Here is a 25,855-nt window from a genome sequence, read left to right as displayed (position 1 = left end):
GTCACGGCAAACTGCGGCGGCGGTTCTGATCTCCCGACCCTCCATTCCCCGTTCCCCGCGCGCCTTCAACTGCTGATGGCGACGCGCTGGGCGCCCTTGAAGCTGTCGGTACCGGAGATCACGATCTTGTCGCCTTCCTTCAGGCCGTCGAGGATCTCCACCTTGTCGATGCTGCTGGCGCCCACGCGGATCGGCGTCTTCACCGCGATACCGTCGCGCACCACGTAGGCATAGTTGCCGCCGGACTCGTCGACGAACGAGCCGCGCTGCACGGTCAACACGTTGTCCCGCTTGTCCAGCAGCACGCGCACCGACAGGCGCTGGCTCTGGCGCAACTGCTTGGGCGTGGCGCCGTCGAAGGCCAGCCGCGCGGCGACCTCGCCATTGACCACTTCCGGCGAGATCGCGCTGACCTTGCCATGCCAGGTCTGGCCGTTGCCGGTGATTTCGCCGGGCATGCCGATGCCCAAGTCGCGGGCGAAGCTCTCCGGCACCTGCATCTCCACCTGCAGCGCGGTCAGGTCGATCACGCTGAGCAGTTGGGCGTCCTTGGCCACGGTGGCGCGTTCGGCGATGAACAACTGGCCGACCTGGCCGTCTACCGGCGACTTCACGTTGAGGTCGTCCACCTGGCGCTGCAGGTCCTGCACCAGCAGGCTCTGCCGCTCATAGGCGAGCTTCTTCGATTCGATGTTGAAGTTCAGGCTGTCGTTGTCCAGGCCGAGGTTGGCCTTGGCATGGCGCTCGGCGATCTGCGCCTTCTCCAGGGTATCGTGGGCGGTATCGACATCGGTCTTGGACACGGCGCCCTTGGCGTAGGCGGCCTCGTTGCGTTCGACCGTGCGCTTGGCCGCCTGGGCGTCGATCTGCGCATTGTCGTAGGCCTGTTGCAGCGCCGCGCGCTGTTTCTTGGCGTCGATCTGGGCGCGTTTGTAGTCGACCTCCATCGCATCGGCGTTGGACTGCTCCTGCGCCAGCTTGTTGGTCAGCTCCGGGCTCACGATGGTCGCCAGCACCTGGCCCTGCTTCACCGTGTCGCCGGCATGCACCTTCAGCGTGACCGCGCCGCCGGACGTGGCGTAGAGCGTGGGGCTGTTCGCCGCCACCACCTTGCCCTCGGCGGCGATGTCGCGCACGAACGGACCGCGGGTCACCGTGGCGAAGGCCAGACGCGAGGCGCTGACCGAGGCGTCGGCGGAGAACATCCGCATCACCCCGGGCATCGCCAGCGCCAGCACGGCGACCACGGCAACGCCCGCGCCGATCAGCAGCACCCGGCGCTTGCGGTTGGATTTGACCTCGACCAGTCGGTCTTGGGCGGAGGTGTCACGGATCATCGATCGGTCCCCAACGGCTGCGGACAGGTGCAGCCACGTAGACCTTTCAGCAATGGCCGTGCCAATGCCGGATATCGCTCAAAAATGCATTTATAACAATGATGTACAGAAACCCTGTCTGTTGCCGGACGGTGTCCGCGGACACCCGGACGGACAGCCGGACAAGACCCCGGACACGGCGGTCAGGCGACCAGCGCCACGCCCTCGGTGCGTACCAGCTCGCGCACCGTCCGCCAGCTCAGCACGCAGTCCGGCAGCGCCGAGCTGGTGCACACCAGCGACCATGGCCCGATCGACGCCACCTCGAAGCGCAGACGACGCCCGCGGCGGGCCCGCCAGTTCGGCCGCGCCGCGGGTGCCGCTGTCGCAGCGGCGTGGGCCAGCAAGGCGTCCCAGGCGAGATAGTCGGTATCCGGCAGCAGGTAAAGGCGACAGCGGGGCACGCCTGCGCCATCGTGCACGGTGATCCATTCGCGTGGTCCGTCGATCGTGACGGCGCAGGCATGAGCGAGCGGCCCGGGATGCGCCAGCACCAGCCCGTCCGGGCTACCCGGGGCGATGTCCGACGCTCCTTCGGACAGGCCGGCGGCCGGTCCCGTCCAGGCACAGAACACCGGCCCCAGGGCAGCCAGGTCGCGGGCGAAGCATCGCGGATCGGGGGAGAGCCAGCGGGGCGGTGTTTCGACAGGGTTTGCGGCGACCAGAAAACGCGCACTCGGCAACGGCATGACCATGCCTCCATTGCGGTGGGGCCTGACTGACCGTGCGGGACGGTGCTGGCGGTGGGCCGGTGGGGGGAAGAGCGCGGCGACGGCAGCAGCGCCCCGGGAATCACTTGGTGAGGATCAGCTTGTCGTTGCGCGTCAGGCGCAGGCGGTACTCGCCTCCCTGATGGCGGATCACCAGCTCGCGGGCGCCCCGCAACAGGGCGTCGCTGCTCACGCTGGGGACCTCTCGCGCAGCCAGCGGCAGGCTCAGGCTGCCGACGGGTCGGGCCGTCGCCTCGGCCGAAGTCATGTGCAGGGGTCGATTCATCACGGCTTTCTCCACAAAGGGTTACGACTCAGATGATAAGCATTCTCATTTCCAAGTCAACGCCCCTGCCTCTCCCCCAAGTCACCGTGCGGCCCAGGCGGCGATGACCCGGTGCAGCGCGTCGAGGCCATCGAACAGCGCGGCCGGTCCCGGCTGCAGGATGATCGGCGACTTCACCTCGTGCAGCTCGCCGTCACGGACCGCGGGAATCGACGCCCATCCCGGCCGCGCCGCGACCTTCTCCGGCCGGAAGCGCTTGCCGCACCAGGAGCCCAGGATGATGTCCGGTGCCCGCGCGATCACCGGCGCACCGTCGGTGAGAATGCGCTGTTTCGCCAGCGGCTCGCGCGCCAGTTCGGGAAAAATATCGTCGCCGCCGGCAATGTTGATCAGCTCGGCGACCCAGCGGATGCCGGTGATCAGCGGTTCGTCCCATTCCTCGAAATACACCCTGGGCCGGCGCGGCAGCGCGGCGGCGGCCTCACGCACGGCGGCGATGTGCGCCTCGGCGCGTTGCGCGTAGGCCTCGGCCTCATCGTGCGCGCCGACCATTGCACCGAGCCGGCGGATGTAGGCGACGATGCCCTCGACGCTGCGATGGTTGGAGATCCACACCTCCACGCCCGCCTTGATCAGCTCGCGCGCGATGTCCGCCTGGATGTCGGAGAAGCCGATCGCCAGATCGGGCTTGAGCGCGAGGATCTCGCCGATCTTCGCGCTGGTGAAGGCCGACACCTTGGGTTTTTCCCTGCGCGCGCGAGACGGGCGCACGGTGAATCCGGAGATGCCGACGATGCGGTGCTCCTCGCCCAGCGCGTAGAGCACTTCGGTCGGTTCTTCGGTGAGGCAGACGATGCGCTGGGGGAAGGCGTCGGTCACGGTGGGCGATCACTGGAACGGAATCGCCCATGGTAGCGGCGCGCTCAGCCGGCGCCGATCACCGTCACCTGCACCTTGCGCTGGTGCGCATCGGTACGGTGCTCCCACAGGTACAGCCCTTGCCACGTGCCGAGCGCCAGGCGACCGCCGTGCACCGGCACGGTGAGGCTGACACCGGTGAGGGTGGAGCGCACGTGGGCCGGCATGTCGTCCGGTCCTTCATCGTTGTGGCGGAACAACGGGTCGCCATCGGGAACCGCACGGGCGAACCATCGCTCCAGATCCTCGCGCACGGTCGGATCGGCGTTCTCGCCGATCAGCAGCGAGCAGCTGGTGTGTGCGGTGAACACGTGCGCCAGCCCGGTCTGCACGCCGCTGGCTGCGATGGCGTTGGCCACCTCGTCGGTGATCTCGCTGAAGCCGCGACCGCGCGTGTGCACGGTGAACCCGCCCTGGGCAACATGGTCGACGGCCTGGCGACGCACCTCGGCGCTCTCCTCAGGGATACAGCAGGCGACGGGTCCAGGTCTGGCCGTGGCGGCTCCAGCGCACACGCTCGTGCAGCCGGAACTGCGCGCCGTACCAGAACTCCACCATGTCCGGCTCGACCACGTAGCCGCCCCAGTGCGGCGGGCGCGGCACGTCGCGCCCTTCGAACTCCTGCTCGTAGCGCGCCACGCGCTGCTCGAAGGTCTCGCGGTCCGGCAGCGTCTGCGACTGCAGCGAGGCCCAGGCACCGACCTGGCTGCCGCGCGGCCGGGTGGCGAAATAGGCGTCGGATTCCTCCGGCATCAGCTTGCGCGCCACGCCCTCGATGCGCACCTGCACGCCCTCGCGCACCCCTTTCCAGTGGAAATTGAGCGCCACCTGCGGATGCGCCTCGATCTGGCTGCCCTTATCGCTCTGGTAGTTGGTGAAGAAGCGGAAACCGCGCTCCTCCACATCCTTCAGCAGCACCACGCGGGAGCTCACCCGCCCGGCTGCGTCCACGGTGGCCAGGTTCATGGCCGTGGGTTCGCGGTCGCCGCTGGCCTTGGCCTCCTCCAGCAGCTGCGTGAAGGTGTCCAGAATCTCGCGATTGAGCATAGGTCTTGAATCGTGGCCGGGGCGCGTCATCATGGCGCGGATGAACAATGATCCTAGCACGCAGAATCAGGCGCTGGCCGTGCTCCTGCTCGACCATTACGCCGGTCGCATCGCACGGGCACGGCGCACCTACCTGATGGGCCTGTCCGGCCTGCAGGGCAGCGGCAAGAGCACGCTCGCCCGCGTCATCCGGACGCAGGCCCAATCACGAGGCATCCCCACCGAAGTGCTGTCGCTGGACGACTTCTACTATTCGCGTTCGGACCGCGAGCTGATGGCGCGCGAGATCCACCCGCTGCTGCGCACCCGCGGCGTGCCCGGCACGCACGAGATCGAGCTGCTGATGTCGGTGCTTGCCGGCCTGCCCAGGGCGTCGGACAAATTGCCGGTGCCCTACCCGCGCTTCGACAAGGGTCGCGATACGCGGCTGCCGCCGTCGCGCTGGCCCAAGGTCACCCGGCCGCCGAAGCTGATCATCCTGGAGGGCTGGGCGCTGGGCATCCGCCCGCAGTCGGCCGCCGCGTTGAACGCGCCGGTGAACGAACTGGAGCGCAAGGAAGATCCCGACGGCGCCTGGCGTCGCTGGGTCAACAAGCAGCTGCGCGGCTACCAGCCGCTGTGGCGCAAGCTCGACGCCCTGATCGTGCTGCAGGCCCCGCACTGGGACGTGGTGCGCCGCTGGCGCAGCGAACAGGAGCAATTGCTGATCGCCCGCCATGCCCCACTGGCGATGGACGGTGAAGCCATGGAACGTTTCCTGGCGCACTTCGAGCGGCTCAGCCGCCACGCCCTGGCCACCCTGCCGAACCTCGCCGACAGCTGGGTCGAGTACGACACCGAGCGCCACGTGACCGGACTCAACCACAACTGACGTCCGATCACCCGAGCTCAGCCGCCCGGTTCGACCTGCACGGCGGTGCCATAGGCGAGCACCTCGGTAACTCCCTGCGCCACTTCGTTGGCGTCGTAGCGCATGCCGATCACGGCGTTCGCACCGAGCGCCGCGGCGTGGTCGAGCATCAGTTCGAACGCCTCGACACGCGCCTTTTCGCACAGTTCGGTGTAGAGCGTGATGTTGCCGCCGACCAGGGTCTGCAGCGCCGCGCCGACGTTGCCGACGATGCTGCGCGAGCGCACCGTGATGCCGCGCACGATGCCGAGCGGGCGCACCACGCGATAACCGGGAACGTCGTTGGTGGTGCTGACCATGTGGCGGGAAACCGGGGTGGGCATGACGGGCTCCTGGAGGTAAGTGGCTGCGCGACGGCAACCGGTTCAAGACCGCGGTTCGGCATCGTCCCACAACGCTGCGTAGCCGGTGCGGGCATCCGGCCAGCGCGGCACCCAGCCGCTGGCACGCAGGCGCGCATTGGACAGGCGCTTGCTGCCGACGCCGGCCGGTGCCGGGCCGTCTGCCGGCGGCGGCGCGCCGACCAGCGTGGCGAGATGGTCGTACAGCACGTCCAGCGGCAGCGGCGTGTCGTCGGCGCCGAGGTACACCGGTTGCGGATCGTTCACGGCGAGCAGGTGCGCGATCGCCCCGGCTGCGTCGTCGACATGGATGCGGTTGGCCCAGTGCGGGTGTCCGCGCGGTACGCGGGCCGCCCCGGCGCGCAGGCGATCGAGCAGCTGCAGGCGCCCCGGCCCGTAGAGTCCGGCCAGGCGCAATGCGATCGACGTCACCGGATGCTCAGCCAGCCAGCGCTCGGCCTCGAGCAGCACGGCGCCATTGAAACCCGGCGGATCCGGCGGCGTGTGCTCATCGACCCAACCGCCGTCGTGGTCGCCATGGACGGCGCTGGAGGAGACGAACAGCACGCGACGCAGGCTCGCCCGGTCCAGTGCCGCCAGCACCCGGCGCAGGCCGTCGACGAACACGGCGCGGTACGCCGCCTCTTCGCGCGCGCCGGGCGTCGGCAGATGCACCAGCTGCGTGATACCGGGCGGCAGCGGCGGCAGCCCGTCGTCGCGCGTCAGGTCGCCGGCCATCCAGGCGATGCCCTCCGCCTCGCCTTCCGGCGGATGCCGGCGCAGCGCGAAAACCGAGTCGCCGCGGGCCTGCAGGCATCGGGCCACACGCATGCCCAGATCGCCGCATCCGGACAGCAGCACACGCTCGCTCATGGCCCTGGAATTCCCCTCTGACGCCGGATCGGCCCTGCTAGCATGCGCGCATGAATCCGTCGTGCAACCTGTTCATCGTCGGACCGACCGGAGCCGGCAAGACCTCGATCGGCCGGCGCCTCGCCGAACATTACCAGCTCGCCTTCGTCGACCTCGACTACGAGATCGAGCTTCACTGCGGCGTGCCGGTGGGTACGGTGTTCGAGCTGGAAGGCGAGGCCGGCTTCCGCCGGCGCGAGAGCGACATGCTCGACCTCTGCACGCAGCCGCAAGGCATCGTGCTGGCCACCGGCGCCGGTGCGGTGCTCGATCCGGTCAATCGCCAGCGGCTGGCCGCGCGCGGCTACGTGCTGTGGCTGCAGGCCGGCATCGAGCAGCAGCTCGAGCGGCTCGCCCGCGACACCAAGCGGCCGCTGCTGGCCGGCGAGGATCGGCGCGCGAAGCTCGCTGCGATGCGCGAGGCGCGCGAACCGCTGTACCGCGAACTGGCCGACCTGGTGCTGCCGGACGAGCACGAGAGCGTGCACGCCGCCACCCAGCGCGCCATCGCCCTGATCGACACCCACTGGAACCGCACCCGAGCCGCATGAACGCCCCTGCCCCACGCTCCATCGACGTCGCCCTCGGCCTCCGCAGCTACGCGGTGCGCATCGGCCCGGGCCTGCTCTCCGACAGCACCGCCTGGCGCGCCGCGATCCGCGGTCGCCACGTGCTGGTGATCAGCAACACCACGGTGGCGCCGCTGTATCTGGACACGGTGGCGAAGGGGCTGGAGGGCCTCCACTGGGCGAGTTTCCTGATCGACGACGGCGAGGCCCACAAGACCTTCGACAACGTCGGCCGCGCGCTGGCCGCGCTGGCGAAGCTCGGCGCCACCCGTGACGCCTGCATCATCGCGCTGGGCGGCGGCGTCGTCGGCGATCTGGCCGGTTTCACCGCGGCCTGCTGGATGCGCGGCATCGACTTCATCCAGCTGCCGACCACGCTGCTGGCGATGGTCGACTCCTCGGTCGGCGGCAAGACCGGCGTGAACCTGCCGGCCGGCAAGAACCTGGTCGGTGCGTTCCACCAGCCGCGCGGCGTGTTCGCCGACATCGGCACCCTGGCCACCCTGCCCGAACGCGAGTTTCGCGCCGGCCTGGCCGAGGTGGTGAAGGGCGCGGCGATCGGCGATGCGGACTTCTTCGCCTGGCTGGAGGCGCACGCCGATGCACTGGCGGCGCGCGAGCCGGCGGTGGTCACCGAGGCGATCGCGCGCAAGGTCGCCTACAAGGCCGGCGTGGTCGCCCGCGACGAGACCGAACAGGGCGAGCGCGCCCTGCTCAACCTCGGCCACACTTTCGGCCACGCGCTGGAGACCGCCGGCCGCTACACCAGCCTGCTGCACGGCGAGGCGGTGGCGGTCGGCATGGTGCTGGCGGCACAGCTCTCGCAGCAGCTCGGCATGGCCGCGCTGGACGACACCCTGCGCCTGCAACGCCTGCTCGACACCCTCGGCCTGCCCACCGACATTCCCGAGGGCATGGACCCGCAGCAGTTGCTCGCCCTGATGCGGCTGGACAAGAAGAACACCGCCGGCACGTTGCGGTTGATCCTGTGGCGCGGCATCGGCCGGGCGGAGATCGTCGCAGGAGTGAACGAGGCCGACGTGCTCGCCGTGCTGCAAGCGGCCGTGTAGATACCGCTCGCGGGCGATGCCTTTCGCTTCGATCCCGATTCAGGGCGAGGAGCATCGCCCGCGAGCGGGCTCTCAGGTTCCGGTCACGGTTGCTGATGGATCGCGTCGAACGCAGGACGCGCGTTGCAAGTTCCGTCAGATGCACCGCCGCCGGCGAGCATGCTCACGGCCTCACCGAGAGGCCACCGCGAACATCGGCCGCCAGCGGCGGCGTGGAGACTTGCTCACCATGCCTCATGCGGGCTCCTACGCCGGTTGTCCGTCACACCTCGTGGTGGATCGCCTCGGCCGGCATCGCCTCGGCCTTGCGTGTGCTGCGCCGCGGCGCCAGTTCCACCAGGTACATCGCCGCCAGCACCAGCGCGCCGCCGCCGAGCATGCGCCAGGTCAGCGATTCGCCGCCGAAGGCCACCGCGAAGCCGGCGGCGAACACCGGCTCCAGCGTCATCACGATCGCCGCGCGGGTCGCCGGCATGTGCGCCTGCGCCCAAGTCTGCACCAGCATGGCGCCGGCGCCGGCAGCCAGCGCCATGTAGATCAGCGCGATCCACACGCCGCGGTCCGGCGGCAGCTTCGGCCCGTGCGGCAACGTGGCCAGCAGGCAGACGACGGCGATCGCCAGCATCTGTACGGTGGACAGCGCGAACGCGTCGCCTGGCCGCGACCACTGGCCGAGCCCGACGATGTGCAGTCCGTACAACGCCGCGGAAATCAGCACCAGCACCACACCCTTGTTCACGCTGAAGCCCTGCAGCGACAGCAGCGCCAGCCCGCCGGTGGCCAGCAGCACCGCGATCCAGGTGACCGGTGGCATGCGCTGGCGCAGCAGCACCGTGCCGAGCAGCGGGGTGAACACCACATACATGCCGGTGACGAAGCCGCTGACGCTGGCCGAGGCGTAGATCTGCCCGGTGGTCTGCAGCAGCTGGGCGATGCCGTACAGCGCACCCAGCGCCAGGCCCTGCAGCCACTGCCGGCGCGGCAGGCGCATCAGCGGACGGGCGAACATCAGCGCCATCGCCAGCGCAGCGATCACGAAGCGCACGGCCAGGAAGTCGGCCACCGCCACGCGCTGCACGACGTCCTTGATGAGAAAAAAGGTGGACCCCCACACCGCGGTCACCACGACCAGCGCGAAGGTGGCGAGCGCGCCGGTGCGCGCGGGGGAAGTACTCATGCGGGGTCCGTGAGGGAGGTGCGCCGCCGCAGCAGCTGCCCGGGCACCTGCAGCGCGAAATGCGCCCAGATGCCCAGCCAGACCAGCGCGGCCACGTGCGGCTTGCGCGCCGCCGGATCGAACTTGCGGAACCAGCGCCACATGCCACGATGCTTGTGCCGGCTGACGAAAACCGGTCGGTGGCGGCTGGAGCCGCCCTTGCCGTGCAGCACGCGCACGTCGCCGGCGAGCATCACGCGGTAGCCCGCATCGCGCACCCGGCGGCACAGGTCGAGGTCTTCGCAGTGCAGGAAGTAGCCTTCGTCGAAACCGCCGAGATACTCGAACACGCGGCGCGAAACCAGCATCAGCGCACCGGACACGGCCTCCGCCTCGACCGCGTGGTCGGGGATCGGCCCTTCGATGTTCACGCCCTCGCCGGGACGATCCAGCAACGTGTTGAGCGAGCGCGCGAGCAGCGGGTCGCGGCGGTACGAGGCCGGGTCGGGATGGCCCTGCGCGTCGCAGACCACCGCACCGACCAGGCCGGTGCGCGACTGTGCGTCGAAGGCGGCGACCAGCCGCGGCACCGTGTCCGGATCGAGCAGGCAATCCGGGTTGAGTATCAGCAGCCGCTGTCCACTCGAACGTTTCGCCGCGCGGTTCACCGCCGGCCCGAAGCCGAGGTTGGCGTGGTTGTAGATGAGGGTGAGCCGCAGGTCCTGCTCGTGCGCACGGGCAATGGCCTCGGGCATCCCGTCGCGCGAGCCGTTGTCGATCAGCAGCACCTCGCGCACGCCGGGGCAGGCCAGCGCGCGCCGCACGCATTCGTGCAGCCCCGGGCCACTGTCGGCCGAGACCACGATGACACTGACGTCGGGCACGCCCGCGGCAAGCGCAGGAGGGGAAGAAGGGGTGCTCACCGGCACAAGTATGCGCGCGCGGCGGCGATTGGAAAACGACTCAGTCGGCCGGCTCGCGACGCAGCGCCTCGTCCAGCGGCACCGGCATCTCGCCCGGGCTCGACTGCAGCCAGGGATGGCCCGCATACCAGCCGCACAGGCCGCGCCGACGCAGCCGGTGCACGCGTCCGCTCCGGCGATCCCAGAGCAGGACGCCCGGCCGAATCTCCACCGCCAGCCAGCCGCCGCCGGGATCGATCGCGCAACGTCCGGGCGGTGCCTCGACGCGGCTGCCGTCATCGAAACGGAAGCCGGCAAAGCCCGCCTCCTGCACGTAACGCACTTGCCCGCCGGGCGGGCCCGCAGGCGATCCTGCCGCGCAGACATGCCAGTCGGGCGGCGCCAACTCGATGATGCCGTGGCCCACCGGCGGCGGCGCCAACACACGCTCCGGCCATTCTTCGCCTGCGGATGGTGTCACGGCGAGCTCCCGATCCGCACGACGATGGCGGTCCAGCCAGGCCTCGAGTCCGGCCAGCAGGGTGAATCCTGCCAGTGCGGCCACCGCCGCCACGGTCCAGCCGAGCGCCGCCTCGGCGAAGCGGTGACCGAGCGCGAGCGATACGCCGGGCAAGCCCCAGCGCAGCGACAGCCGCAGACGTCCTTGCCAGGCATGCAGGCGTTCGACCGGCACCAGGAGTGCCGCGGCGGTACCGAGCAACAGCGGCAGACCCAGCCACCACGGCACCAGCGCCAGCGCGATCAGCCAGAGCGCGTATGGCCAGCTGCGGCGCAGGGCGAGGCCGCGCATGACTCAGCCGCCGCGGATCGCGGCGGCGCGGGGAGATCCGCTGCCGCTCAGCCGCACCATGCCCGCGCGTTGCGGAACATGCGCATCCACGGCGAATCCTCGCCCCAGCTGTCCGGGCACCAGCTCAGCTGGGCGCTGCGGAACACCCGCTCGGGATGCGGCATCAGGATGGTCACGCGGCCGTCGGCGGCGGTGAAGCCGGCCAGGCCGCCGGGCGAGCCATTCGGATTCAGCGGATAGTTCTCGGTCGGCTTGCCGCGGTTGTCGACGAAACGCACCGCCGCCTGCGCCTTGGACGGGCTGCACACGCTGGGGAAGTGCACGCGGCCTTCGCCGTGCGCCACCGCCACCGGGATCCGCGATCCGGTCATGCCCTTGAAGAACAGGCTGGGCGAGTCGAGGATCTCCAGCGTCGCCACGCGCGCCTCGTACTGCTCGGAGGCGTTGCGCAGGAACTTCGGCCAGTGCTGCGCGCCGGGGATGATGTCCTTGAGCTGGCTGAGCATCTGGCAGCCGTTGCACACGCCGAGGGCGAACTTCGACGGATCGCCAAAGAACGCCTCGAACTGCGCGCGCAGGTCTTCGTTGTAGAGGATCGACGTGGCCCAGCCGCGGCCCGCGCCGAGCACGTCGCCGTAGGAGAAGCCGCCGCAGGCGGCAAAGCCGCGGAAGTCGGCCAGCTTCACCCGGCCCGAGGCCAGGTCGGACATGTGCACGTCCACCGCGTCGAAGCCGGCGCGGGTGAACGCGGCGGCCATCTCCACCTGGCCATTGACGCCCTGCTCGCGCAGGATCGCCACGCGCGGGCGTGGTGCGCCGCTGGCGAGGTACGGCGAGGCGACGTCCTTGGTGATGTCGAAGGTGAGCTTCGGCGTGATGCCCGGGTCGGCGTCGTCCAGCCGCCACTCCAGCTCGGCGTCGGCGCTGAGCGGGTTGTCGCGCAACCGCTGCATGGCGTGGCTGGTCTCGTTCCACGCCTTGAACAGCGTGCTCCAGTGCCATTTGAAGGTGGCCTCGTTGCCGAGGTAGAGCTTGATGCCGAGCTTTTCCTTGGGCCGGCCGATGCGATGGCTCAGCCCGGCCAGCCCGTGCTTGACCAGCAGCGCCTCGAACGCCTCGCGGTTGGCCTCGGCCACCTGCAGCACGGCGCCGAGTTCCTCGTTGAAGAGCGCGCGCAGCGTGGCCTCGGCCCAGCCGTCCAGGTGGATCTCCAGGCCGCAGTGACCGGCGAAGGCCATCTCCAGCAGCGTGGTGATGACGCCGCCGTCGGAACGGTCATGATAGGCCAGCAGCAGGCCGGCGCGGTTCGCTTCCTGCACCAGCTCGAACAGGCCCTTCAGGCGCTTGGGGTCTTCCAGGTCCGGCGGCACGCCACCGGCGCGGTTGAACACCTGGGTCAGCGCCGAACCGCCGAGGCGGTCGCGGCCGCCACCGAGGTCGACCAGCCACAGGTCGGATGGACCGCGGTCGAGCTTGAGCTGCGGGGTGAGCGTGCGGCGCACGTCGCTGACGCGGGCGAAGCCGGTGATCACCAGCGACACCGGCGACACGGTGGACTGGCGCTGCTCGCCGTCCATCCACACCGTCTGCATCGACAGCGAGTCCTTGCCGACCGGGATCGAGATGTCCAGCGTCGGGCACAGCTCCATGCCCACCGCCTTGACCGCGTCGAACAGCGCAGCGTCCTCGCCCGGCGTGTTCACCGCGGCCATCCAGTTCGCCGACAGGCGCACTTCGCCCAGCGAATCGATCGCCGCGGCGGCCAGGTTGGTGATCGCCTCGCCCACCGCCAGCCGCGCGGCGTCTGCGCTGTTGAGCAGCGCCACCGGGGCGCGCTCGGCCATCGCCATCGCCTCGCCGGCATAGCCGTCGAAGTCGGCGATGGTCACCGCACAGTCGGCCACCGGCACCTGCCACGGACCGACCATCGGATCGCGATGGTTGAGGCCACCGACGGTGCGGTCGCCAATGGTGATGAGGAAGTTCTTCGAGCCCACCGTCGGCAGGCGCAGCACGCGCAGCACCGCCTCGTCCATGCCCACGCCGGACAGGTCGGGCACCAGGTCGATGCGCGCCTTGATGCGCCTGGCGTCGCGATGCATGCGCGGCGGCTTGCCGAACAGCACATCCATCGGCAGGTCGATCACGGTGAGCGCGCGACGCGGATCGGTCACGCGCAGCACGCGTGCTTCGGTCGCCGTTCCGACCACCGCGTAGGGACAGCGCTCGCGGGCGCAGTAGGCCTCGAACTCGGCCAGGTCGGCCTCGGCGATGCCGAGCACGTAGCGCTCCTGAGACTCGTTGCTCCACACCTGCATCGGCGACAGCGAGGGGTCGTCGCACGGCACCTTGGACAGGTCGATCTCGCCGCCGACACCGGCATCGTTGAGCAGCTCGGGAATCGCGTTGGACAGGCCGCCGGCGCCGACGTCGTGGACGCTGACGATCGGATTGTGGTCGCCGCGCGCCCAGCAGGCGTCGATCACCTGCTGGCAGCGGCGCTCCATCTCGGCGTTGTCGCGCTGCACCGAGGCGAAATCGAGCTCGGCGCTGGAGGTACCCGAGGCCACCGACGAGGCGGCGCCGCCGCCCAGGCCGATCAGCATGGCCGGGCCGCCCAGCACGATCACCTTGTGACCGGGCTTGAGTTCGCGCTTCTGCACGTGGTCGGCGCGGATGTTGGCCAGGCCGCCGGCGATCATGATTGGCTTGTCGTAGCCGCGGCGGAAGCCGACCTGACCGGGCAGCTCGTTCTCGTAGGTGCGGAAGTAGCCGCCCAGGCAGGGACGACCGAATTCGTTGTTGAACGCCGCGGCACCGAGCGGGCCGTCGCGCATGATCTCGAACGCGGTGGCCATGCGCGGCGGCAGCGGACGCTCCACCTCCCACGGCTGCCAGTGGCCGGGGATGCGCAGGTCGGATACCGAGAAGCCGGTCAGGCCGGCCTTGGGCTTGGCGCCGCGGCCGGTCGCGCCCTCGTCGCGGATCTCGCCGCCGGCACCGGTGGCGGCACCGGGCCACGGCGCGATCGCGGTGGGATGGTTGTGCGTCTCGACCTTGATCGCGTAGTCGATGCGCTCGCTGTGCGCGCGCCAGGTGCCGTCGTCGTCGGTGAAGAAGCGCTTGCCTTCGCTGCCCTCGATCACCGCCGCGTTGTCCTTGTAGGCCGACAGCGTGTGCGCGGGTGCGTGCTGGTGGGTGTTCTTGATCATGGCGAACAGGCTCTTGTCCTGCTCTTCGCCGTCGACCGTCCAGCTGGCGTTGAACACCTTGTGGCGGCAGTGCTCCGAATTGGCCTGAGCAAACATGAACAGCTCGGCGTCGGTCGGGTCGCGGCCCAGGTCGCCGTAGCGGGCGGCCAGGTATTCGATCTCGTCCTCGGCCAGCGCCAGGCCAAGCCGCGCATTGGCCTCGGCCAGCGCCGCCAGCGGGTCGCTGCCCAGGGGGATGTGCACCAGGTCGCCCGGGGTACCGGCGAGGAACAGGCCCTGCGCCCGGGAAAGGTCGGTCAGCACCGACTGCGTCATCGCGTCGTGCAGCACGCCCATCACTGCTTCGTGGTCAGGGGCACCGGCCTCGGGCAGACCCACCGCCAGCCACGCCATGCCGCGTTCGACGCGGCGCACGTCGAAGCCGGCGCCATGCAGGATGTCGGTGGCCTTGCTCGACCACGGCGAGATGGTGCCCAGCCGCGGTACGACCCACAGCGTGGCTTCCTCCGGCTCGGCATCCTTCGCCTCGAGCACCTCGAGCAGGCGCTTGCGCTGCTCGCCTTCGGGCACGCGGTCGGCATCGAGGAAGTAAACGAACCAGGACGCCTGCACACGAGCACCGCGATGCAGCACATCGAGGCGGGCGTTGAGACGGTCGAGGCGGAACGGCGAAAGGGCGTTTTGCCCGTCGAAAGCGATCATGCGAGGGGGAATGGCGCTGTACGGGAAAACCGCCATTCTACCCGATGCTGCACCACCGCATCGCCCTGCCCCCGGGCCTGCCCCGGATCAGCTGCCCGAACCGGGGTGCCTGGCGAGGTCGTCCAGCACCTGCTGGGCGGTGACGTAACCACCCAGCTCGCGGCCGTCCGGGGTGAAGATCGCGGGCGTGCCGCTGACCCCGATCCGCTGGCCAAGCTCGTACTGGGCCTTGACCGGGTTGTTGCAGGTGGCGGGCTTGGGCTCGTGCCCTTCCTTGGCCTCGGCGAACGCCTGCTTGCGGTCGGCCGCGCACCAGACCGAGACCATCTCGGTATAAGTCGGCGTGGGCCGCCCCGCGGTGGTGGCGACACCCTCTCGCGGCCAGGCCAGGTATTCGACCGCGATGCCGGCTTTCATGAAGTCCCCGATGTGCTCGTGCAGCTGGCGGCAAAAGCCGCAGTTGACGTCGGTGAACACGGTCAGCGTGGTTTTCGGGTGCGGCGGCGCGAAGACGATCCGCTGCGACGCCGGCACCGAGGCCAGTTGGGCCTTGCGGAAACTGGCCCAGGCGGCATCACCCAGGCTCTTGTGGCCGTCGACCTGCACCAGGTCGCCGTTGAGCATGTACTTGCCGTCGTCGCTGACGTAGACCATCTGGCCGGCGGCGATCACGCGGTAGAAGCCGGGGACCTCCGCCGGCGCGATGCGCTCGATCTTCACGCCCGGCCCGAAACTGGCGATCGCCGCACGAACCGCGCGCTCGGCCCCCGGCGACACGCCGTTGTCACGACCGCCGTCGGCCGCCGCGACCGCCACCGACATCGCCCCCAGGACCAGGGCCAGGACCAGCTGTTTCCACATCGCGCCAACCTCGTCATGCGTGCGGCGGCCCCGATGTGCCGCCGAAAGAGCCAGGATTCTGGCACAGCCGCCTGAACCGTTCCGGCGACCGCGTCATGCGGCAGGCCGCCTCGTCACCCTCGCGGATGGTGCTGCGCGTGCAGGCGCTTGAGTCCTTCCTTGGCCACCAGGGTGTAGATCTGCGTGGTGCTCAGTGCACTGTGGCCGAGCAGCATCTGCAAGGCGCGCAGGTCGGCGCCGTGGTTGAGCAGGTGGGTGGCGAAGGAGTGCCTGAGCACGTGCGGCGAGATGCGCTTGGGCGTGATGCCGACCCGCACGGCGTAGCGCTTGACCAGGGTCCAGAACATCTGCCGGGTCATGCCTTCGCCGCGTCGGCTGAGAAACAACGCCGCCGGCTGGCGCCCGCGCGCGAGCACCGGTCGCGCCTCGCGCAGGTAGGCCTCGATGCGCTCCAGCGCCATCTCGCCGACCGGCACCAGCCGGTCCTTTCCGCCCTTGCCGGTGACCCGCAACACGCCCTGCCGAGGGTTCAGCCCGGCCAGTGGCAGCTCCACCAGTTCGGACACGCGCAGGCCGCAGGCGTACATCAGCTCCAGCATCGCCTTGTCGCGCAGGCCCAGCGTGGTGCCGGTGTCCGGCGCCTCCAGCAGCGCCTCGATCTCTCGTTCGGCCAGCGCCTTGGGCAGGCTGCGCGGCATCTTCGGTCGCTCGATCAGCCGGGTCGGATCCTCGAAACCCGGCTCGTGCCGGGTGAGGTGGCCGTAGAAGCGGCGGAACGCCGATTGCCGCCGCGCCAGCGAGCGCACCGCCACCGGCTGCGCGCCGTGGTAGGCGGAAAGGTCCTCGCGCCGGGCATCGCGCAGGCTGCGCCCGCGCGTCGCCAGCCAGCGCGCCAGGCCCTCCAGGTCGCGGCGGTAGGCGTCGAGCGTGCGATCGGACAGACCGTCCTCCGACCACACCCCCTCCAGGAAAGTGGCGATGCTGCGCTGGTCGGCTTCGGCGATACTGCCGGGCGATTCGTTCTCTCTCATGCGCACCATGCTCGGCGTGGCGCGCGCCTCACGCAAGCCGCCGATGACCGACACGACCGCTTCGCTCCCCGCCCCGCTCTGGCTCCGCCTCATCGCCCTGGTCTACGACCTGCTGATCGTGGTGGCGATCATGCTGGTGGCCAACATGGTCGGCCTGGCCCTGACCGGCGGCCATCTGCTCGACGAGCACCAGCACCTGAGGGCGTGGTGGTTCCCGTTCTTCGAGGCGGCCTGCGTGGGCGGCTATTTCGTGGCGTCCTGGCGGCGCGGCGGGCAGACCGTGGGCATGCGTCCGTGGCGCCTGCGCGTGGTGTCCGCCAGCGGCGCCACGGTACCAACGGCGCGCCTGCTGCTGCGCCTGGCCGTCGCCGCACTGCCGCTGCTGGCACTGGGCCTGTCGCCGATGATCGGCCTGCGGGAGGCCGCACTGGCGATGCTGGCGACCTGGACAGTCTGGTTCGCGGTCGCCCTGGTCGACCCGCGCCGCCGCGCCCTGCACGATCTCGTCGCCGGTACCGAGGTCCGCCGCGCCGGCTGAGCCTGTGCGCCGGCGGTCTGTGCAAATTCTTGCGGCACCGCAACACAATTCAACTTGAAAGGAACTAAGATCAGGACTTTAGAGTTCGACGGTCTTGCCTATGCTTTACCAGATTCACGAGTGGCAGCGTGCCTTCCTCGGCCCCCTGAGCCACTTTGCCGACGCCAACGCCAAGATGCTCAACGATCCCTCCAGCCCGCTCGCGCAGTGGCCGGGCATCGAGCGCTGGGCGGCGGGGTTCGAGCTGATGCACCGCATCGGCAAGGATTACGAGAAGCCGGAATTCGACATCCACCAGGCGATCGCGCACGACCATGAGATCGCCATCGTCGAGCGCGTGGCGCTGGACAAGCCGTTCTGCCAGCTCAAGCGGTTCAAGCGCTTCAGCGACGACCCGGACACCATCGAGAAGATGAAGAACGACCCGGTGGTGCTGGTGGTGGCGCCGCTGTCGGGGCATCACTCGACGCTGCTGCGCGACACCGTGCGCACCCTGCTGCGCGATCACAAGGTCTACATCACCGACTGGGTCGATGCGCGCATGATCCCGGCCAGCGCGGGCTCGTTCGGCCTGGACGATTACGTCGCCTACGTGCAGGAGTTCATCCGCCACATCGGCGCCGACTCGCTGCACGTGATCTCGGTGTGCCAGCCGACCGTGCCGGTGCTGGCCGCGATCTCGCTGATGGCCTCGCGCGGCGAGACCACGCCGCGCTCGATGACCATGATGGGCGGCCCGATCGACCCGCGTCGCAGCCCCACCAGCGTCAACAACCTGGCCACGCGCCAGCCGCTGTCGTGGTTCAAGGGCAACGTGATCCACACCGTGCCGAGCAACTATCCGGGTGCCGGCCGCGAGGTCTACCCGGGCTTCCTGCAGCATGCCGGCTTCATCGCGATGAACCCCAGCCGCCACCTCAACTCGCACTGGGATTTCTACCAGGACCTGGTGCGCGGCGACCTCGACGACGCCGAGTCGCATCGCAAGTTCTACGACGAGTACAACGCCGTGCTCGACATGCCGGCGCAGTTCTATCTCGACACCATCGCCAAGGTGTTCCAGCAGTTCCTGCTGCCGCGCGGCGTGTGGGACGTGGCGGGCGAGCGGGTCGATCCGTCGGCGATCAAGCACACCGCGCTGCTTACCGTGGAAGGCGAGCTGGACGACATCTCCGGCCTGGGCCAGACCGAGGCGGCACACGACCTGTGCACCGGCATCCCGGCCCGCTCGCGCATGCACCGCGTGATCGAGGGTGCCGGCCACTACGGCATCTTCAGCGGCCGCCGCTGGCGCGAGACGGTCTACCCGCAGGTGCGCGACTTCATCCGGCAGTTCGACCAGCGCAAGGCGTGATGCTCCATCGTCCGCACGGCACGGCCCGACGCGCATGAGCGCGCCGGATTACCAGCGCGTCCTCGACGCGATCCGCGACGAGCTGCGTCCGGTGCTGGCGCAGGGCGCAGTGGCCGACTACATCCCGCGCCTCGCCAGTGTGCCGCGCGGGAAGTTCGGCATGGCGGTGGTCACGCTGGATGGCCAGCTGTACCGCACCGGCGACGCCGACGAGCCGTTCTCGATCCAGAGCATCTCCAAGGTCTACACGCTCACCCTCGCCCTGCAGGCGGTCGGCGAGCGGCTGTGGGAGCGGGTCGGCCGCGAGCCCTCCGGCAGCGCATTCAACTCGCTGGTGCAGCTGGAAGTGGAACACGGCGTGCCGCGCAACCCGTTCATCAACGCCGGCGCGCTGGTGGTGGCCGACGTGGTGCTGGGGAGCCGCGCCGACGCGCGCGCCGAGCTGCTGGCTGCGGTGCGTGGCTGCGCGGCCAATCCCGCGCTGCGCGACGACCCGGAAGTGGCCGCGTCGGAGAAGTCGCACGGCTACCGCAACGCCGCGCTGGCCAACTTCATCCGCAGCTTCGACAACCTCGAGCAGCCGATCGAGGCGGTGCTGGATTTCTACTTCTATCAGTGCTCGCTGGCGATGAGCTGCACCGACCTGGCGCGCGGCTTCCTGTTCCTGGCCAATCAGGGCCGCTGCCCGTGGTCGGGCAAGGCGCTGCTGTCGCCGGACCTGGCCAAGCGCATCAACGCGCTGATGCTCACCTGCGGCACCTACGACGCGGCGGGCGACTTCGCCTACCACGTGGGCATGCCGGCCAAGAGCGGCGTCGGCGGCGGCATCGTCGGAGTGATCCCCGGCAAGCTGGCGGTGGCGGTGTGGTCGCCGGCGCTCAACGCCAAGGGCAACTCGCTGGCAGGCAGCCTGGCGTTGGAGCGCTTCACCAGCCTGACCGGGCTGTCGATTTTCTGATCGGTCGGCGCTGGCACGAGGCAGTCCACCGCCGCGCGGCTTGTTCGTCAGCGCTATCGCTGACCGGCTCGCCTAATGCCAGCACGCCACACCGGCACAACTGAGCGTGTTGAAGTCGTACAGGGTGGAGTGCCCCAGCGTGCCCTTCGGGCGCGGCAGGCCCTTCGGCACGAAGAACGTGGCGCTGTGGGCGCCGTACAGGCCAGCCGGCAGGGTGAACGGCTTCAGCACCACGTAGGCGTGATACATCCCGATCGGCCGGGGCTTCGTGCCGCCGTAGACCGGCGGCACATCGCCCGGCCCGCGAGCCGCGGCGGCGGCCATCTGCCAATCGCGTACATCCGCAGGCGTCGCCTCGCGCAGATAGCCCTTGCGCACGGCTTCCTCCAGTCCAGCTTCACCGGCCAGCGGCGCATCGGCCAGGCGGAACGACTCGGCGGCCTGCGCTGCGCGGTCGGTCACCCAGCGGCCCGCCTCGGCGCCACTCTCGCTGACCAGCACTTTGCCGCTGCGCGCGGGGAACACCATGTCGACGTTGCGCCCGAACACCAGCCGGGCCGCCGAATTGAGCGAGTCGAGACGATCGCCGGACAGCGAGAACGACGGACAGGCGCCGTGGTTGTCGCGGGTGCTGACGATGCGTGGCACGCCCGATGGCAGGCCGTTGATCACCTGCCGGTGGTAGCCACTGACCAGCACCGCGAGGATGCGCGTGCCCGGTGACCAGCCCACGTTCCACACGGTGGGCTCGTAGCTGCCGAGCATCAGTACGACGGGCGCCGATGGCTGGTTCACCGCCACGTCCATGCGGGTGGCCTGATGGCCGCTCTGGTCGATCTGGAACGCCTGCGCCGCGCCACCGTAACCACCGGCGGCGTAGACCTTGGTGCCCGGGGGCAACTGCAGCCCGTCGAAACGACACACGGCCGGGCCGATGCCGCCGGAGGTTCCAGCGAAGTCGAACGGCTTGATTGCTTCGTCCGTCCCCACCGCACGGATCGGCGCCAGCGGCGCAGGCAGCGAACCTGCAACGGAGGCGGCGGTATGCGCGGCGGGCGGGGCTGCCGCGATCACGTGGGCGGATGCCTGATCGGGCGGCAACAGGCTCGCCTGCTGCGGCCCGGCCGGGGCATCGCCCGGTCGCTGGCAGGCGGTCAGCATCACGGCTGCACCGAGCCAGAGGATGCGCAGGTGTCGCATCAGGAACTCCTCTTCCATGAAGAACGACGGCCCAGCATAACCGGCGCACCGAAGCCGTCCATCACCCTACGCGGCGAAGAACGCCTCGAACGCCGTCACCGTGCGTGCCACGCCCTCGTCGTCCACATCCAGATGCGTCACCAGGCGCAGCGTGGGCGTGTAGCCGATGCCGATGCGGATGTCGCGCGCACGCAGATGGACGTCCAGATCGCGCAGCTGCTCCACCGGCACGTCGACGTAGACCATGTTGGTGTGCTGGCCGAGCAGCTTCACGTTGGGGATCGCCGCCAGCCCCTCGGCCAGGCGCGCGGCGCGAGCGTGGTCGTCGGCGAGGCGATCGATGTGGTGATTCAGCGCATAGGTGCACGCGGCGGCCAGCAGGCCGGCCTGGCGCCAGCCGCCGCCGGCGACCTTGCGCCAGCGCCGCGCTTTCTCGATCAAGGACGCCGAGCCGACCAGCACCGAACCCACCGGTGCGCCCAGACCCTTCGACAGGCACACCGACACGCTGTCGAAGTGCTGGGTGATCTCGCGCGCCGGCACGCCACAGGCGACCGCTGCGTTGAACAGCCGCGCGCCGTCCAGATGCAAGCCAAGGCCGCGCTCGCGGGTGAACGCGCGTGCCGCGGCAAGGTAATCCAGCGGCAGCGCGCGACCCCACCAGGTGTTCTCCAGCGCGAGGATCTTGGTGCGCGGAAAGTGCGGGTCGATCGGCTTGATCGCCGCAGCCACCTTCTCCAGCGGCAGCGTGCCGTCGGCGTCCTGCGGAATCGGCTGCGGCTGGATCGAGCCCAGCACCGCGGCGCCGCCGCCCTCCCAGCGATAGGTGTGCGCGTCGGCGCCCACGATGTACTCGTCGCCGCGCTCGCAGTGCGCCATCAGGCCGATCAGGTTGGACTGGGTGCCGGTGGGCACGAACAGCCCGGCCTCGAAGCCCAGATCGTCGGCGAGCCGCTGCTGCAGCGCGTTGACCGTGGGGTCCTCGCCGTAGACGTCGTCGCCCACTGCCGCCTCGACCATCGCCGCGCGCATCGCTGCGGTCGGTTGCGTCACGGTGTCGCTGCGCAGGTCCACCCAAGCCATCGCGTGCTCTCGTCAGTTCCGTGGAAACCGCGAGCATGCCGCGCGCTCCGTCGCGCCACAAGCATGCGCGGGATGCCATCGCTTCCACAGTGGATCGACGTACGGCGCGGCACCCTTCGCCCCACCTGTGTAGGAGGAGGCACATGTCCCACCGTACCGGCCATTCCGGCGCGTCCACCATGGTGGTTATCGCCGCGCTCGCCGGCAATTTCGCCATCGCCGTCGCCAAGTTCGCCGCCGCCGCCCTGTCCGGCAGCTCGGCGATGCTCAGTGAAGGGGTGCATTCGTTGGTCGACACGACGAACGAGCTGCTGTTGCTGTACGGCCTGCATCGCTCGCGCCAGCCGGCGGACGACGAGCACCCCTTCGGTCACGGGCGCGAGCTCTACTTCTGGAGCTTCATCGTTTCGCTACTGATCCTGGCCATGGGTGCAGGCGTGTCGTTCTACCAGGGCGTGGTGCACCTGCGATCACCCGAGCCCACCGAACATCTCGTGACCAGCCTCGTGGTGCTCGGTGTCTCGGCGCTGTTCGAGGGCTCGACCTGGATCATCGCGCTACGCGAGTTCCGTCGCCCGCAAGGGAACGCAGGGATATCTGGAGGCGGTCCGTCAGAGTAAGGACCCCAGTATCTTCACGGTACTGCTCGAAGACACCGCTGCCTTGAGCGGGCTGGCCGCCGCCCTGGCCGGGGTGGGCCTGTCCCACTGGCTGGAAATGCCGGCGCTTGACGGCATCGCATCGCTGGCAATCGGTGCGATCCTCGCGGCGTCGGCATTCGTGCTTGCGCGCGAAACCAAGGGGCTGCTGATTGGCGAAGCCGCCCGCCCGGCGGTCGCCCGCTCGCTGATGGACATCGCTTCGACGGACCCGGGCGTGCGCAGCGCCAACGGCGTCTTCACCGTGCAGATGGGGCCGGATCGGGTGGTGGCCGCCTTGAGCGCGGAGTTCGAGGACCGACTTGCCACGCCGGATATCGAGGCCTGCATCGGGCGCATCGAGCGACGGGCCAAGACCAACCATCCGGAACTGGCGGCGCTGTTCGTAAAGCCGCAGACGCCCGAGACGTGGCAGCGGCGGCGCGACGTCCTGGGCAAGCAGAACACCCTGACGCACTAGCCGGGCTCCGGCACCGTCACCGTTGTGCGCGTCGACCTGGAACCGATCGGGCGAACAAGGCGACGGTCAGCTCAGGTGGCGCGAGTCGATCGCATCGCGGTACGGCAGTTTCAGGTGGCCGTAGCGCACCACGACCACGGCCACCGCCAGCAGCAGGATCGCCACCGCCGTGCCCAGCAGATCGAGCGCGGGCAACTGCTGGTCCACCAGCATGTGCCGCGCCAGGGCCACCATCGCGATGTACAGCGGCATGCGCACGGGCAGCTTGCCCGCCGTCCAGTACACCTCGACCATCGAGACCAGCTCGAGGTACATGAACAGCAGCAGCAGGTCGCTGACGCCGGCGTGGCCGGCCCGGACCATCTGTTTTACCTCGCTGAAACCGGCGAACAGCGTCGCCGCCAGGATGGCCAGCAGGCCGACCTTTTCGATGAGGGAGAACGAGCGACCGATCAGCGGCGTCTGCATGGCGTGTCCTCGGCATCGGCGAAAAGCCGCGCCCAGCCATCATGGCCACGGCTGCGGCCCCGCTGCAAGACGCCCCGGCGTGGCGGGACGACGCAGACCTCAGCGATGCCGGCGGAAGTAGAACCAGGCGATCGACGCAAGCACCAGGGCTGGCAGCAGGTTGGCCAGCATCGGCGGCACGCCGTAGACGGTGCCGAAATTGATCAGCGCCTGCTGCAGGAAGTACCAGGCGATGGCCATCAGGATGCCGATGAAGATGCGCTTGCCCAGGCCGCCCGAGCGCAGGCTGCCGAAGGCGAACGGCATCGCGCACAGCACCAGCACCAGCACGTTCAGCGGGTACAGCGCACGGGTCCAGAACGCCACGGCATAGACGCCCGGACTCTGTCCGTTCGCCTCCAGATAGCGCATGTTGCGCCGCAGGTCGCGCATCGGCAGGTACTGCGGCTGCACCAGCGACTGCTCCAGCACGCGCGGGTTGAGCCTCACGCTCCATGGCTCGCTGGCCACCGTGGTGCTGTGGGTACCGGTGGCGTCCAGCGTGGTGCTGCGCACTTGCGACAGGGTCCACTGACGACCGTCGTGGGTCGCGCTCTTCGCCCAGTCGAAACGGGTGAGCTGCCCATCCGGGGTGAAAGTGAAGACGCGCACGTCGGCCAGTTCCACCTGGTTGTGCCCGTCCACTTCCTTGAGCAGGCTGCGCTTGGCGTTGATGACACGGTCGCCGTCGCGCGCCCACAGTCCGGTGGAGCCGGCCATGCCGAGTCCGCCAGAACGCTGCGCCAGCTGCATCGCCTGGGCCTTCTGGTCGCCCCACGGCGCGGCCGTCTCGCCGAGGATCACCACGCCGACGATCAGCACCGCCACCACGCCGGCCGCGGAGGCGGCGATGCGCAGCTGCGACATGCCTGCGGCACGCAGCGCGGTCAGCTCGCCGCTGCCGGCCAGGCTGCCCAGGCCAAGCAGACCGCCGATCACCGTGGCGTAGCCGAAGTTCTCGTAGAGACGACGTGGGAAGGTCACCAGCACGTACAGTGCCGCATCGGCCACGGTAAAGCCGTTCTTGCCGACGTGGCCGAGCTGGCGCAGGAACTGCAGCAGCGCGTCCAGGCCGGCGATCAGGATCCACACCGTCAACAGCGAGCCGAGCACCGTGGTGCCGATCAGCCAGTCGACCCGGCGCAGCCGCAGCGCCCTCATGCCGATGCCCCCGCGGCCGCACGCACGCGACGCGGCTGATACTGGTTGCGGAACATCCACGCCCCGATGCCGAAGGCCACCAGGCTGACCAGCCACATGGGGCCGGAGCCGTGCCAGTGCCCCTTGCTGATCTGCCCGTTACACAGCGCCAGCAGGTTGTAGTAGAGGAAGAACGCCAGCACCGCCAGCAGCAGCCGGCCGTAGCGCGCCTCGCGCGGGTTCTGCCTGGCCAACGGCAGCGACAGCATCATCAGCACCAGCGCCATCACCGGCGAACCCACCCGCCAGGCCAGTTCCGCCCGCGCCTCGTTGGAGTCGGTGCGGGTCAGCGCCAGCGTGTCCACGTTGTGGATCGGGTTGTTGTCGTCGCCGTCGTCCTGCACGTTGCTCAGCGAGGCGTCGTTGCCCTGGTAACGGATGCGCCGCCAGTTGTCGCCGCCCAATGGCACGTCGTACTGCCAGCCGTCGCGCAGGCCGAGGAAGCGGCCTTCGCCGTCGCTCTCCTGGAACAGCTGGCCGTGCTTGCCGGTGATCAGGCGCAGGTGAACGGTGCCGTCGCCGGACTTGCGTTCGGTGGCGATGAAGGTGCGACCGAGCTGGCTGCCGTCGCGGCTGAGCGAATCGACGAAGATCACCCCGTCCTTGCCCGGCAGTTCGGTGAAACGTCCTGCGTCGAGGCCGGCGGCGATCACGGAGCGGTTGGCCGCATCGATCAGCGCGGCGGACGTGCTGGAGGCCCACGGCCCCAGCCACAGCGACACCACGCCCACCGCCAGCGCGATGCCGACGGCGAGCATCGCCACCGGACGGAACAGGCCGCGCGCGCCCATGCCGGAGGAGGCCAGCACGTGCATCTCGCTCTCGCGATACATCCGCCCCATCGCCCACAGCGCGCCGACGTAGCCGGACAGCGGCAGCAGGTTGGACAGGCCGTCGAGCATGTTCAGCCCCAGCACCTGGAACATCACGCTGGCCGGATAGCTGCCGTTGGCGACCTGCTGCAGCACGTGGGCGAAGGTGCTGCCGGCCAGCACCGTGACCAGCACGATGGCGGTGGCCGCCATGGTCTGGCCCAGCTCGCGCAGGAAGTAACGGTCGAGGATGCTCAGCATGCGATAGAA

General features: G+C 69.6%; 25 protein-coding genes and 1 pseudogene. 7 read left to right on the top strand and 19 right to left on the bottom strand.

Annotated elements, in window-relative coordinates:
* Positions 1-65: 65 nt before the first annotated feature.
* The 6 genes from NC595_RS05570 to pdxH form a co-directional block, all read right to left on the bottom strand.
* A complete protein-coding gene (locus NC595_RS05570; RefSeq protein ID WP_253565286.1) occupies positions 66-1,337 on the bottom strand; it encodes an efflux RND transporter periplasmic adaptor subunit in 1,272 nt (423 codons plus the stop codon).
* Positions 1,338-1,519: 182 nt separating this feature from the next.
* Positions 1,520-2,065 (bottom strand): hypothetical protein, encoded by a 546-nt coding sequence (locus tag NC595_RS05565; protein ID WP_253565285.1) that lies wholly within the window; start codon positions 2,063-2,065, stop codon positions 1,520-1,522.
* A 103-nt stretch (positions 2,066-2,168) separates the two neighbouring features.
* Positions 2,169-2,372 (bottom strand): hemin uptake protein HemP, encoded by a 204-nt coding sequence (gene hemP / locus NC595_RS05560; protein ID WP_425493070.1) that lies wholly within the window; start codon positions 2,370-2,372, stop codon positions 2,169-2,171.
* Positions 2,373-2,453: 81 nt separating this feature from the next.
* On the bottom strand, positions 2,454-3,251 hold the full coding sequence (locus tag NC595_RS05555) for an ABC transporter substrate-binding protein (protein ID WP_253565284.1): 798 nt from the start codon (positions 3,249-3,251) through the stop codon (positions 2,454-2,456).
* Between the two features lie 44 nt (positions 3,252-3,295).
* Positions 3,296-3,736 (bottom strand): secondary thiamine-phosphate synthase enzyme YjbQ, encoded by a 441-nt coding sequence (locus NC595_RS05550; protein WP_253565283.1) that lies wholly within the window; start codon positions 3,734-3,736, stop codon positions 3,296-3,298.
* A 13-nt stretch (positions 3,737-3,749) separates the two neighbouring features.
* On the bottom strand, positions 3,750-4,337 hold the full coding sequence (gene pdxH, locus NC595_RS05545) for a pyridoxamine 5'-phosphate oxidase (protein WP_253565282.1): 588 nt from the start codon (positions 4,335-4,337) through the stop codon (positions 3,750-3,752).
* A 40-nt stretch (positions 4,338-4,377) separates the two neighbouring features.
* Between pdxH and NC595_RS05540 the strand changes: the two genes are divergently transcribed.
* Positions 4,378-5,208 (top strand): kinase, encoded by an 831-nt coding sequence (locus NC595_RS05540; RefSeq protein WP_253565281.1) that lies wholly within the window; start codon positions 4,378-4,380, stop codon positions 5,206-5,208.
* Positions 5,209-5,225: 17 nt separating this feature from the next.
* Here the strand turns inward: NC595_RS05540 and NC595_RS05535 are convergent, their stop codons facing one another.
* Both NC595_RS05535 and NC595_RS05530 read right to left on the bottom strand, forming a co-directional pair.
* Entirely contained in the window at positions 5,226-5,570 is a 345-nt protein-coding gene (locus NC595_RS05535) for a YbjQ family protein (protein WP_017464048.1), read from the bottom strand.
* A gap of 42 nt (positions 5,571-5,612) precedes the next feature.
* Positions 5,613-6,461, bottom strand: coding sequence for an NAD-dependent epimerase/dehydratase family protein (locus NC595_RS05530; RefSeq protein WP_253565280.1), 849 nt, complete (start codon positions 6,459-6,461; stop codon positions 5,613-5,615).
* A gap of 50 nt (positions 6,462-6,511) precedes the next feature.
* Between NC595_RS05530 and NC595_RS05525 the strand changes: the two genes are divergently transcribed.
* A complete protein-coding gene (locus NC595_RS05525; RefSeq protein WP_253565279.1) occupies positions 6,512-7,051 on the top strand; it encodes a shikimate kinase in 540 nt (179 codons plus the stop codon).
* Positions 7,048-8,139 (top strand): 3-dehydroquinate synthase, encoded by a 1,092-nt coding sequence (aroB, locus tag NC595_RS05520; RefSeq protein WP_253565278.1) that lies wholly within the window; start codon positions 7,048-7,050, stop codon positions 8,137-8,139. The genes NC595_RS05525 and aroB overlap by 4 nt, the downstream gene beginning before the upstream one ends.
* 262 nt (positions 8,140-8,401) lie before the next feature.
* Here the strand turns inward: aroB and NC595_RS05515 are convergent, their stop codons facing one another.
* The 6 genes from NC595_RS05515 to xerD form a co-directional block, all read right to left on the bottom strand.
* Positions 8,402-9,316, bottom strand: coding sequence for a DMT family transporter (locus NC595_RS05515; protein ID WP_253565277.1), 915 nt, complete (start codon positions 9,314-9,316; stop codon positions 8,402-8,404).
* Positions 9,313-10,218, bottom strand: a complete 906-nt coding sequence (locus NC595_RS05510; protein WP_253565276.1) for a glycosyltransferase family 2 protein — start codon at positions 10,216-10,218, stop codon at positions 9,313-9,315. The genes NC595_RS05515 and NC595_RS05510 overlap by 4 nt, the downstream gene beginning before the upstream one ends.
* A 40-nt stretch (positions 10,219-10,258) precedes the next feature.
* Positions 10,259-11,008, bottom strand: coding sequence for a hypothetical protein (locus tag NC595_RS05505; protein WP_253565275.1), 750 nt, complete (start codon positions 11,006-11,008; stop codon positions 10,259-10,261).
* 47 nt (positions 11,009-11,055) lie between these two features.
* On the bottom strand, positions 11,056-14,922 hold the full coding sequence (purL, locus tag NC595_RS05500) for a phosphoribosylformylglycinamidine synthase (RefSeq protein WP_253565704.1): 3,867 nt from the start codon (positions 14,920-14,922) through the stop codon (positions 11,056-11,058).
* A gap of 87 nt (positions 14,923-15,009) precedes the next feature.
* Complete coding sequence (locus tag NC595_RS05495; RefSeq protein ID WP_253565274.1) at positions 15,010-15,783, bottom strand: DsbC family protein; 774 nt, start codon at positions 15,781-15,783, stop codon at positions 15,010-15,012.
* 113 nt (positions 15,784-15,896) lie between these two features.
* Positions 15,897-16,814: a site-specific tyrosine recombinase XerD gene (gene xerD / locus NC595_RS05490; RefSeq protein WP_253565273.1), complete on the bottom strand. Its 918-nt coding sequence runs from the start codon at positions 16,812-16,814 to the stop codon at positions 15,897-15,899.
* On the opposite strand from xerD, the gene NC595_RS05485 reads away from it, so the two are divergent.
* From NC595_RS05485 to NC595_RS05475, 3 genes are all read left to right on the top strand, one after another.
* Positions 16,813-17,352, top strand: a complete 540-nt coding sequence (locus NC595_RS05485) for an RDD family protein (RefSeq protein WP_253565272.1) — start codon at positions 16,813-16,815, stop codon at positions 17,350-17,352. The two genes, xerD and NC595_RS05485, sit on opposite strands and share 2 nt — an antisense overlap.
* Before the next feature lie 100 nt (positions 17,353-17,452).
* Positions 17,453-18,706, top strand: coding sequence for a polyhydroxyalkanoate depolymerase (locus NC595_RS05480; protein WP_253565271.1), 1,254 nt, complete (start codon positions 17,453-17,455; stop codon positions 18,704-18,706).
* Between the two features lie 34 nt (positions 18,707-18,740).
* A complete protein-coding gene (locus NC595_RS05475) occupies positions 18,741-19,664 on the top strand; it encodes a glutaminase (protein ID WP_253565270.1) in 924 nt (307 codons plus the stop codon).
* A gap of 72 nt (positions 19,665-19,736) precedes the next feature.
* Here NC595_RS05475 and NC595_RS05470 read toward each other — a convergent pair whose 3' ends face one another.
* Positions 19,737-20,864 carry a hypothetical protein gene (locus tag NC595_RS05470; RefSeq protein WP_253565269.1) on the bottom strand — a complete coding sequence of 376 codons (1,128 nt, stop codon included), beginning with the start codon at positions 20,862-20,864 and terminating at the stop codon, positions 19,737-19,739.
* Between the two features lie 66 nt (positions 20,865-20,930).
* The gene (gene ltaE / locus NC595_RS05465) at positions 20,931-21,947 is read right to left on the bottom strand and encodes a low-specificity L-threonine aldolase (protein WP_253565268.1); all 1,017 of its coding nucleotides are present in this window, start codon (positions 21,945-21,947) and stop codon (positions 20,931-20,933) included.
* Positions 21,948-22,090: 143 nt separating this feature from the next.
* Here ltaE and NC595_RS05460 point away from each other — a divergent pair.
* Positions 22,091-23,066, top strand: a pseudogene (locus NC595_RS05460) (cation diffusion facilitator family transporter).
* A gap of 66 nt (positions 23,067-23,132) precedes the next feature.
* Here NC595_RS05460 and NC595_RS05455 read toward each other — a convergent pair.
* From NC595_RS05455 to lptF, 3 genes are all read right to left on the bottom strand, one after another.
* The gene (locus NC595_RS05455) at positions 23,133-23,534 is read right to left on the bottom strand and encodes a phosphate-starvation-inducible PsiE family protein (protein ID WP_253565267.1); all 402 of its coding nucleotides are present in this window, start codon (positions 23,532-23,534) and stop codon (positions 23,133-23,135) included.
* Positions 23,535-23,633: 99 nt separating this feature from the next.
* Complete coding sequence (lptG, locus tag NC595_RS05450; protein WP_253565266.1) at positions 23,634-24,734, bottom strand: LPS export ABC transporter permease LptG; 1,101 nt, start codon at positions 24,732-24,734, stop codon at positions 23,634-23,636.
* Positions 24,731-25,846, bottom strand: coding sequence for an LPS export ABC transporter permease LptF (lptF, locus tag NC595_RS05445; protein ID WP_253565265.1), 1,116 nt, complete (start codon positions 25,844-25,846; stop codon positions 24,731-24,733). The genes lptG and lptF overlap by 4 nt, the downstream gene beginning before the upstream one ends.
* Positions 25,847-25,855 lie beyond the last annotated feature (9 nt).

Origin of the sequence: Dyella lutea (assembly GCF_024158035.1) — a bacterium.
In the GTDB taxonomy this organism is placed as follows: Bacteria; Pseudomonadota; Gammaproteobacteria; order Xanthomonadales; family Rhodanobacteraceae; genus Dyella_A; species Dyella_A lutea.
Note: the sequence above shows the minus strand (reverse complement) of the source record. Positions and strands in the feature narration are given on the sequence as shown.

What these genes read in the sequence shown, in the direction of transcription:
- NC595_RS05570 (WP_253565286.1), bottom strand. Translation starts at nt 1,337, where the DNA reads ATGATCCGTGACACCTCCGCCCAAGACCGACTGGTCGAGGTCAAATCC.
- NC595_RS05565 (WP_253565285.1), bottom strand. Translation starts at nt 2,065, where the DNA reads ATGCCGTTGCCGAGTGCGCGTTTTCTGGTCGCCGCAAACCCTGTCGAA.
- hemP (WP_425493070.1), bottom strand. Translation starts at nt 2,372, where the DNA reads ATGAATCGACCCCTGCACATGACTTCGGCCGAGGCGACGGCCCGACCC.
- pdxH (WP_253565282.1), bottom strand. Translation starts at nt 4,337, where the DNA reads ATGCTCAATCGCGAGATTCTGGACACCTTCACGCAGCTGCTGGAGGAG.
- NC595_RS05540 (WP_253565281.1), top strand. Translation starts at nt 4,378, where the DNA reads ATGAACAATGATCCTAGCACGCAGAATCAGGCGCTGGCCGTGCTCCTG.
- NC595_RS05535 (WP_017464048.1), bottom strand. Translation starts at nt 5,570, where the DNA reads ATGCCCACCCCGGTTTCCCGCCACATGGTCAGCACCACCAACGACGTT.
- NC595_RS05530 (WP_253565280.1), bottom strand. Translation starts at nt 6,461, where the DNA reads ATGAGCGAGCGTGTGCTGCTGTCCGGATGCGGCGATCTGGGCATGCGT.
- NC595_RS05525 (WP_253565279.1), top strand. Translation starts at nt 6,512, where the DNA reads ATGAATCCGTCGTGCAACCTGTTCATCGTCGGACCGACCGGAGCCGGC.
- aroB (WP_253565278.1), top strand. Translation starts at nt 7,048, where the DNA reads ATGAACGCCCCTGCCCCACGCTCCATCGACGTCGCCCTCGGCCTCCGC.
- NC595_RS05515 (WP_253565277.1), bottom strand. Translation starts at nt 9,316, where the DNA reads ATGAGTACTTCCCCCGCGCGCACCGGCGCGCTCGCCACCTTCGCGCTG.
- NC595_RS05505 (WP_253565275.1), bottom strand. Translation starts at nt 11,008, where the DNA reads ATGCGCGGCCTCGCCCTGCGCCGCAGCTGGCCATACGCGCTCTGGCTG.
- purL (WP_253565704.1), bottom strand. Translation starts at nt 14,922, where the DNA reads ATGATCGCTTTCGACGGGCAAAACGCCCTTTCGCCGTTCCGCCTCGAC.
- NC595_RS05495 (WP_253565274.1), bottom strand. Translation starts at nt 15,783, where the DNA reads ATGTGGAAACAGCTGGTCCTGGCCCTGGTCCTGGGGGCGATGTCGGTG.
- NC595_RS05485 (WP_253565272.1), top strand. Translation starts at nt 16,813, where the DNA reads ATGCGCACCATGCTCGGCGTGGCGCGCGCCTCACGCAAGCCGCCGATG.
- xerD (WP_253565273.1), bottom strand. Translation starts at nt 16,814, where the DNA reads ATGAGAGAGAACGAATCGCCCGGCAGTATCGCCGAAGCCGACCAGCGC.
- NC595_RS05480 (WP_253565271.1), top strand. Translation starts at nt 17,453, where the DNA reads ATGCTTTACCAGATTCACGAGTGGCAGCGTGCCTTCCTCGGCCCCCTG.
- NC595_RS05475 (WP_253565270.1), top strand. Translation starts at nt 18,741, where the DNA reads ATGAGCGCGCCGGATTACCAGCGCGTCCTCGACGCGATCCGCGACGAG.
- NC595_RS05470 (WP_253565269.1), bottom strand. Translation starts at nt 20,864, where the DNA reads ATGCGACACCTGCGCATCCTCTGGCTCGGTGCAGCCGTGATGCTGACC.
- ltaE (WP_253565268.1), bottom strand. Translation starts at nt 21,947, where the DNA reads ATGGCTTGGGTGGACCTGCGCAGCGACACCGTGACGCAACCGACCGCA.
- NC595_RS05455 (WP_253565267.1), bottom strand. Translation starts at nt 23,534, where the DNA reads ATGCAGACGCCGCTGATCGGTCGCTCGTTCTCCCTCATCGAAAAGGTC.
- lptG (WP_253565266.1), bottom strand. Translation starts at nt 24,734, where the DNA reads ATGAGGGCGCTGCGGCTGCGCCGGGTCGACTGGCTGATCGGCACCACG.
- lptF (WP_253565265.1), bottom strand. Translation starts at nt 25,846, where the DNA reads ATGCTGAGCATCCTCGACCGTTACTTCCTGCGCGAGCTGGGCCAGACC.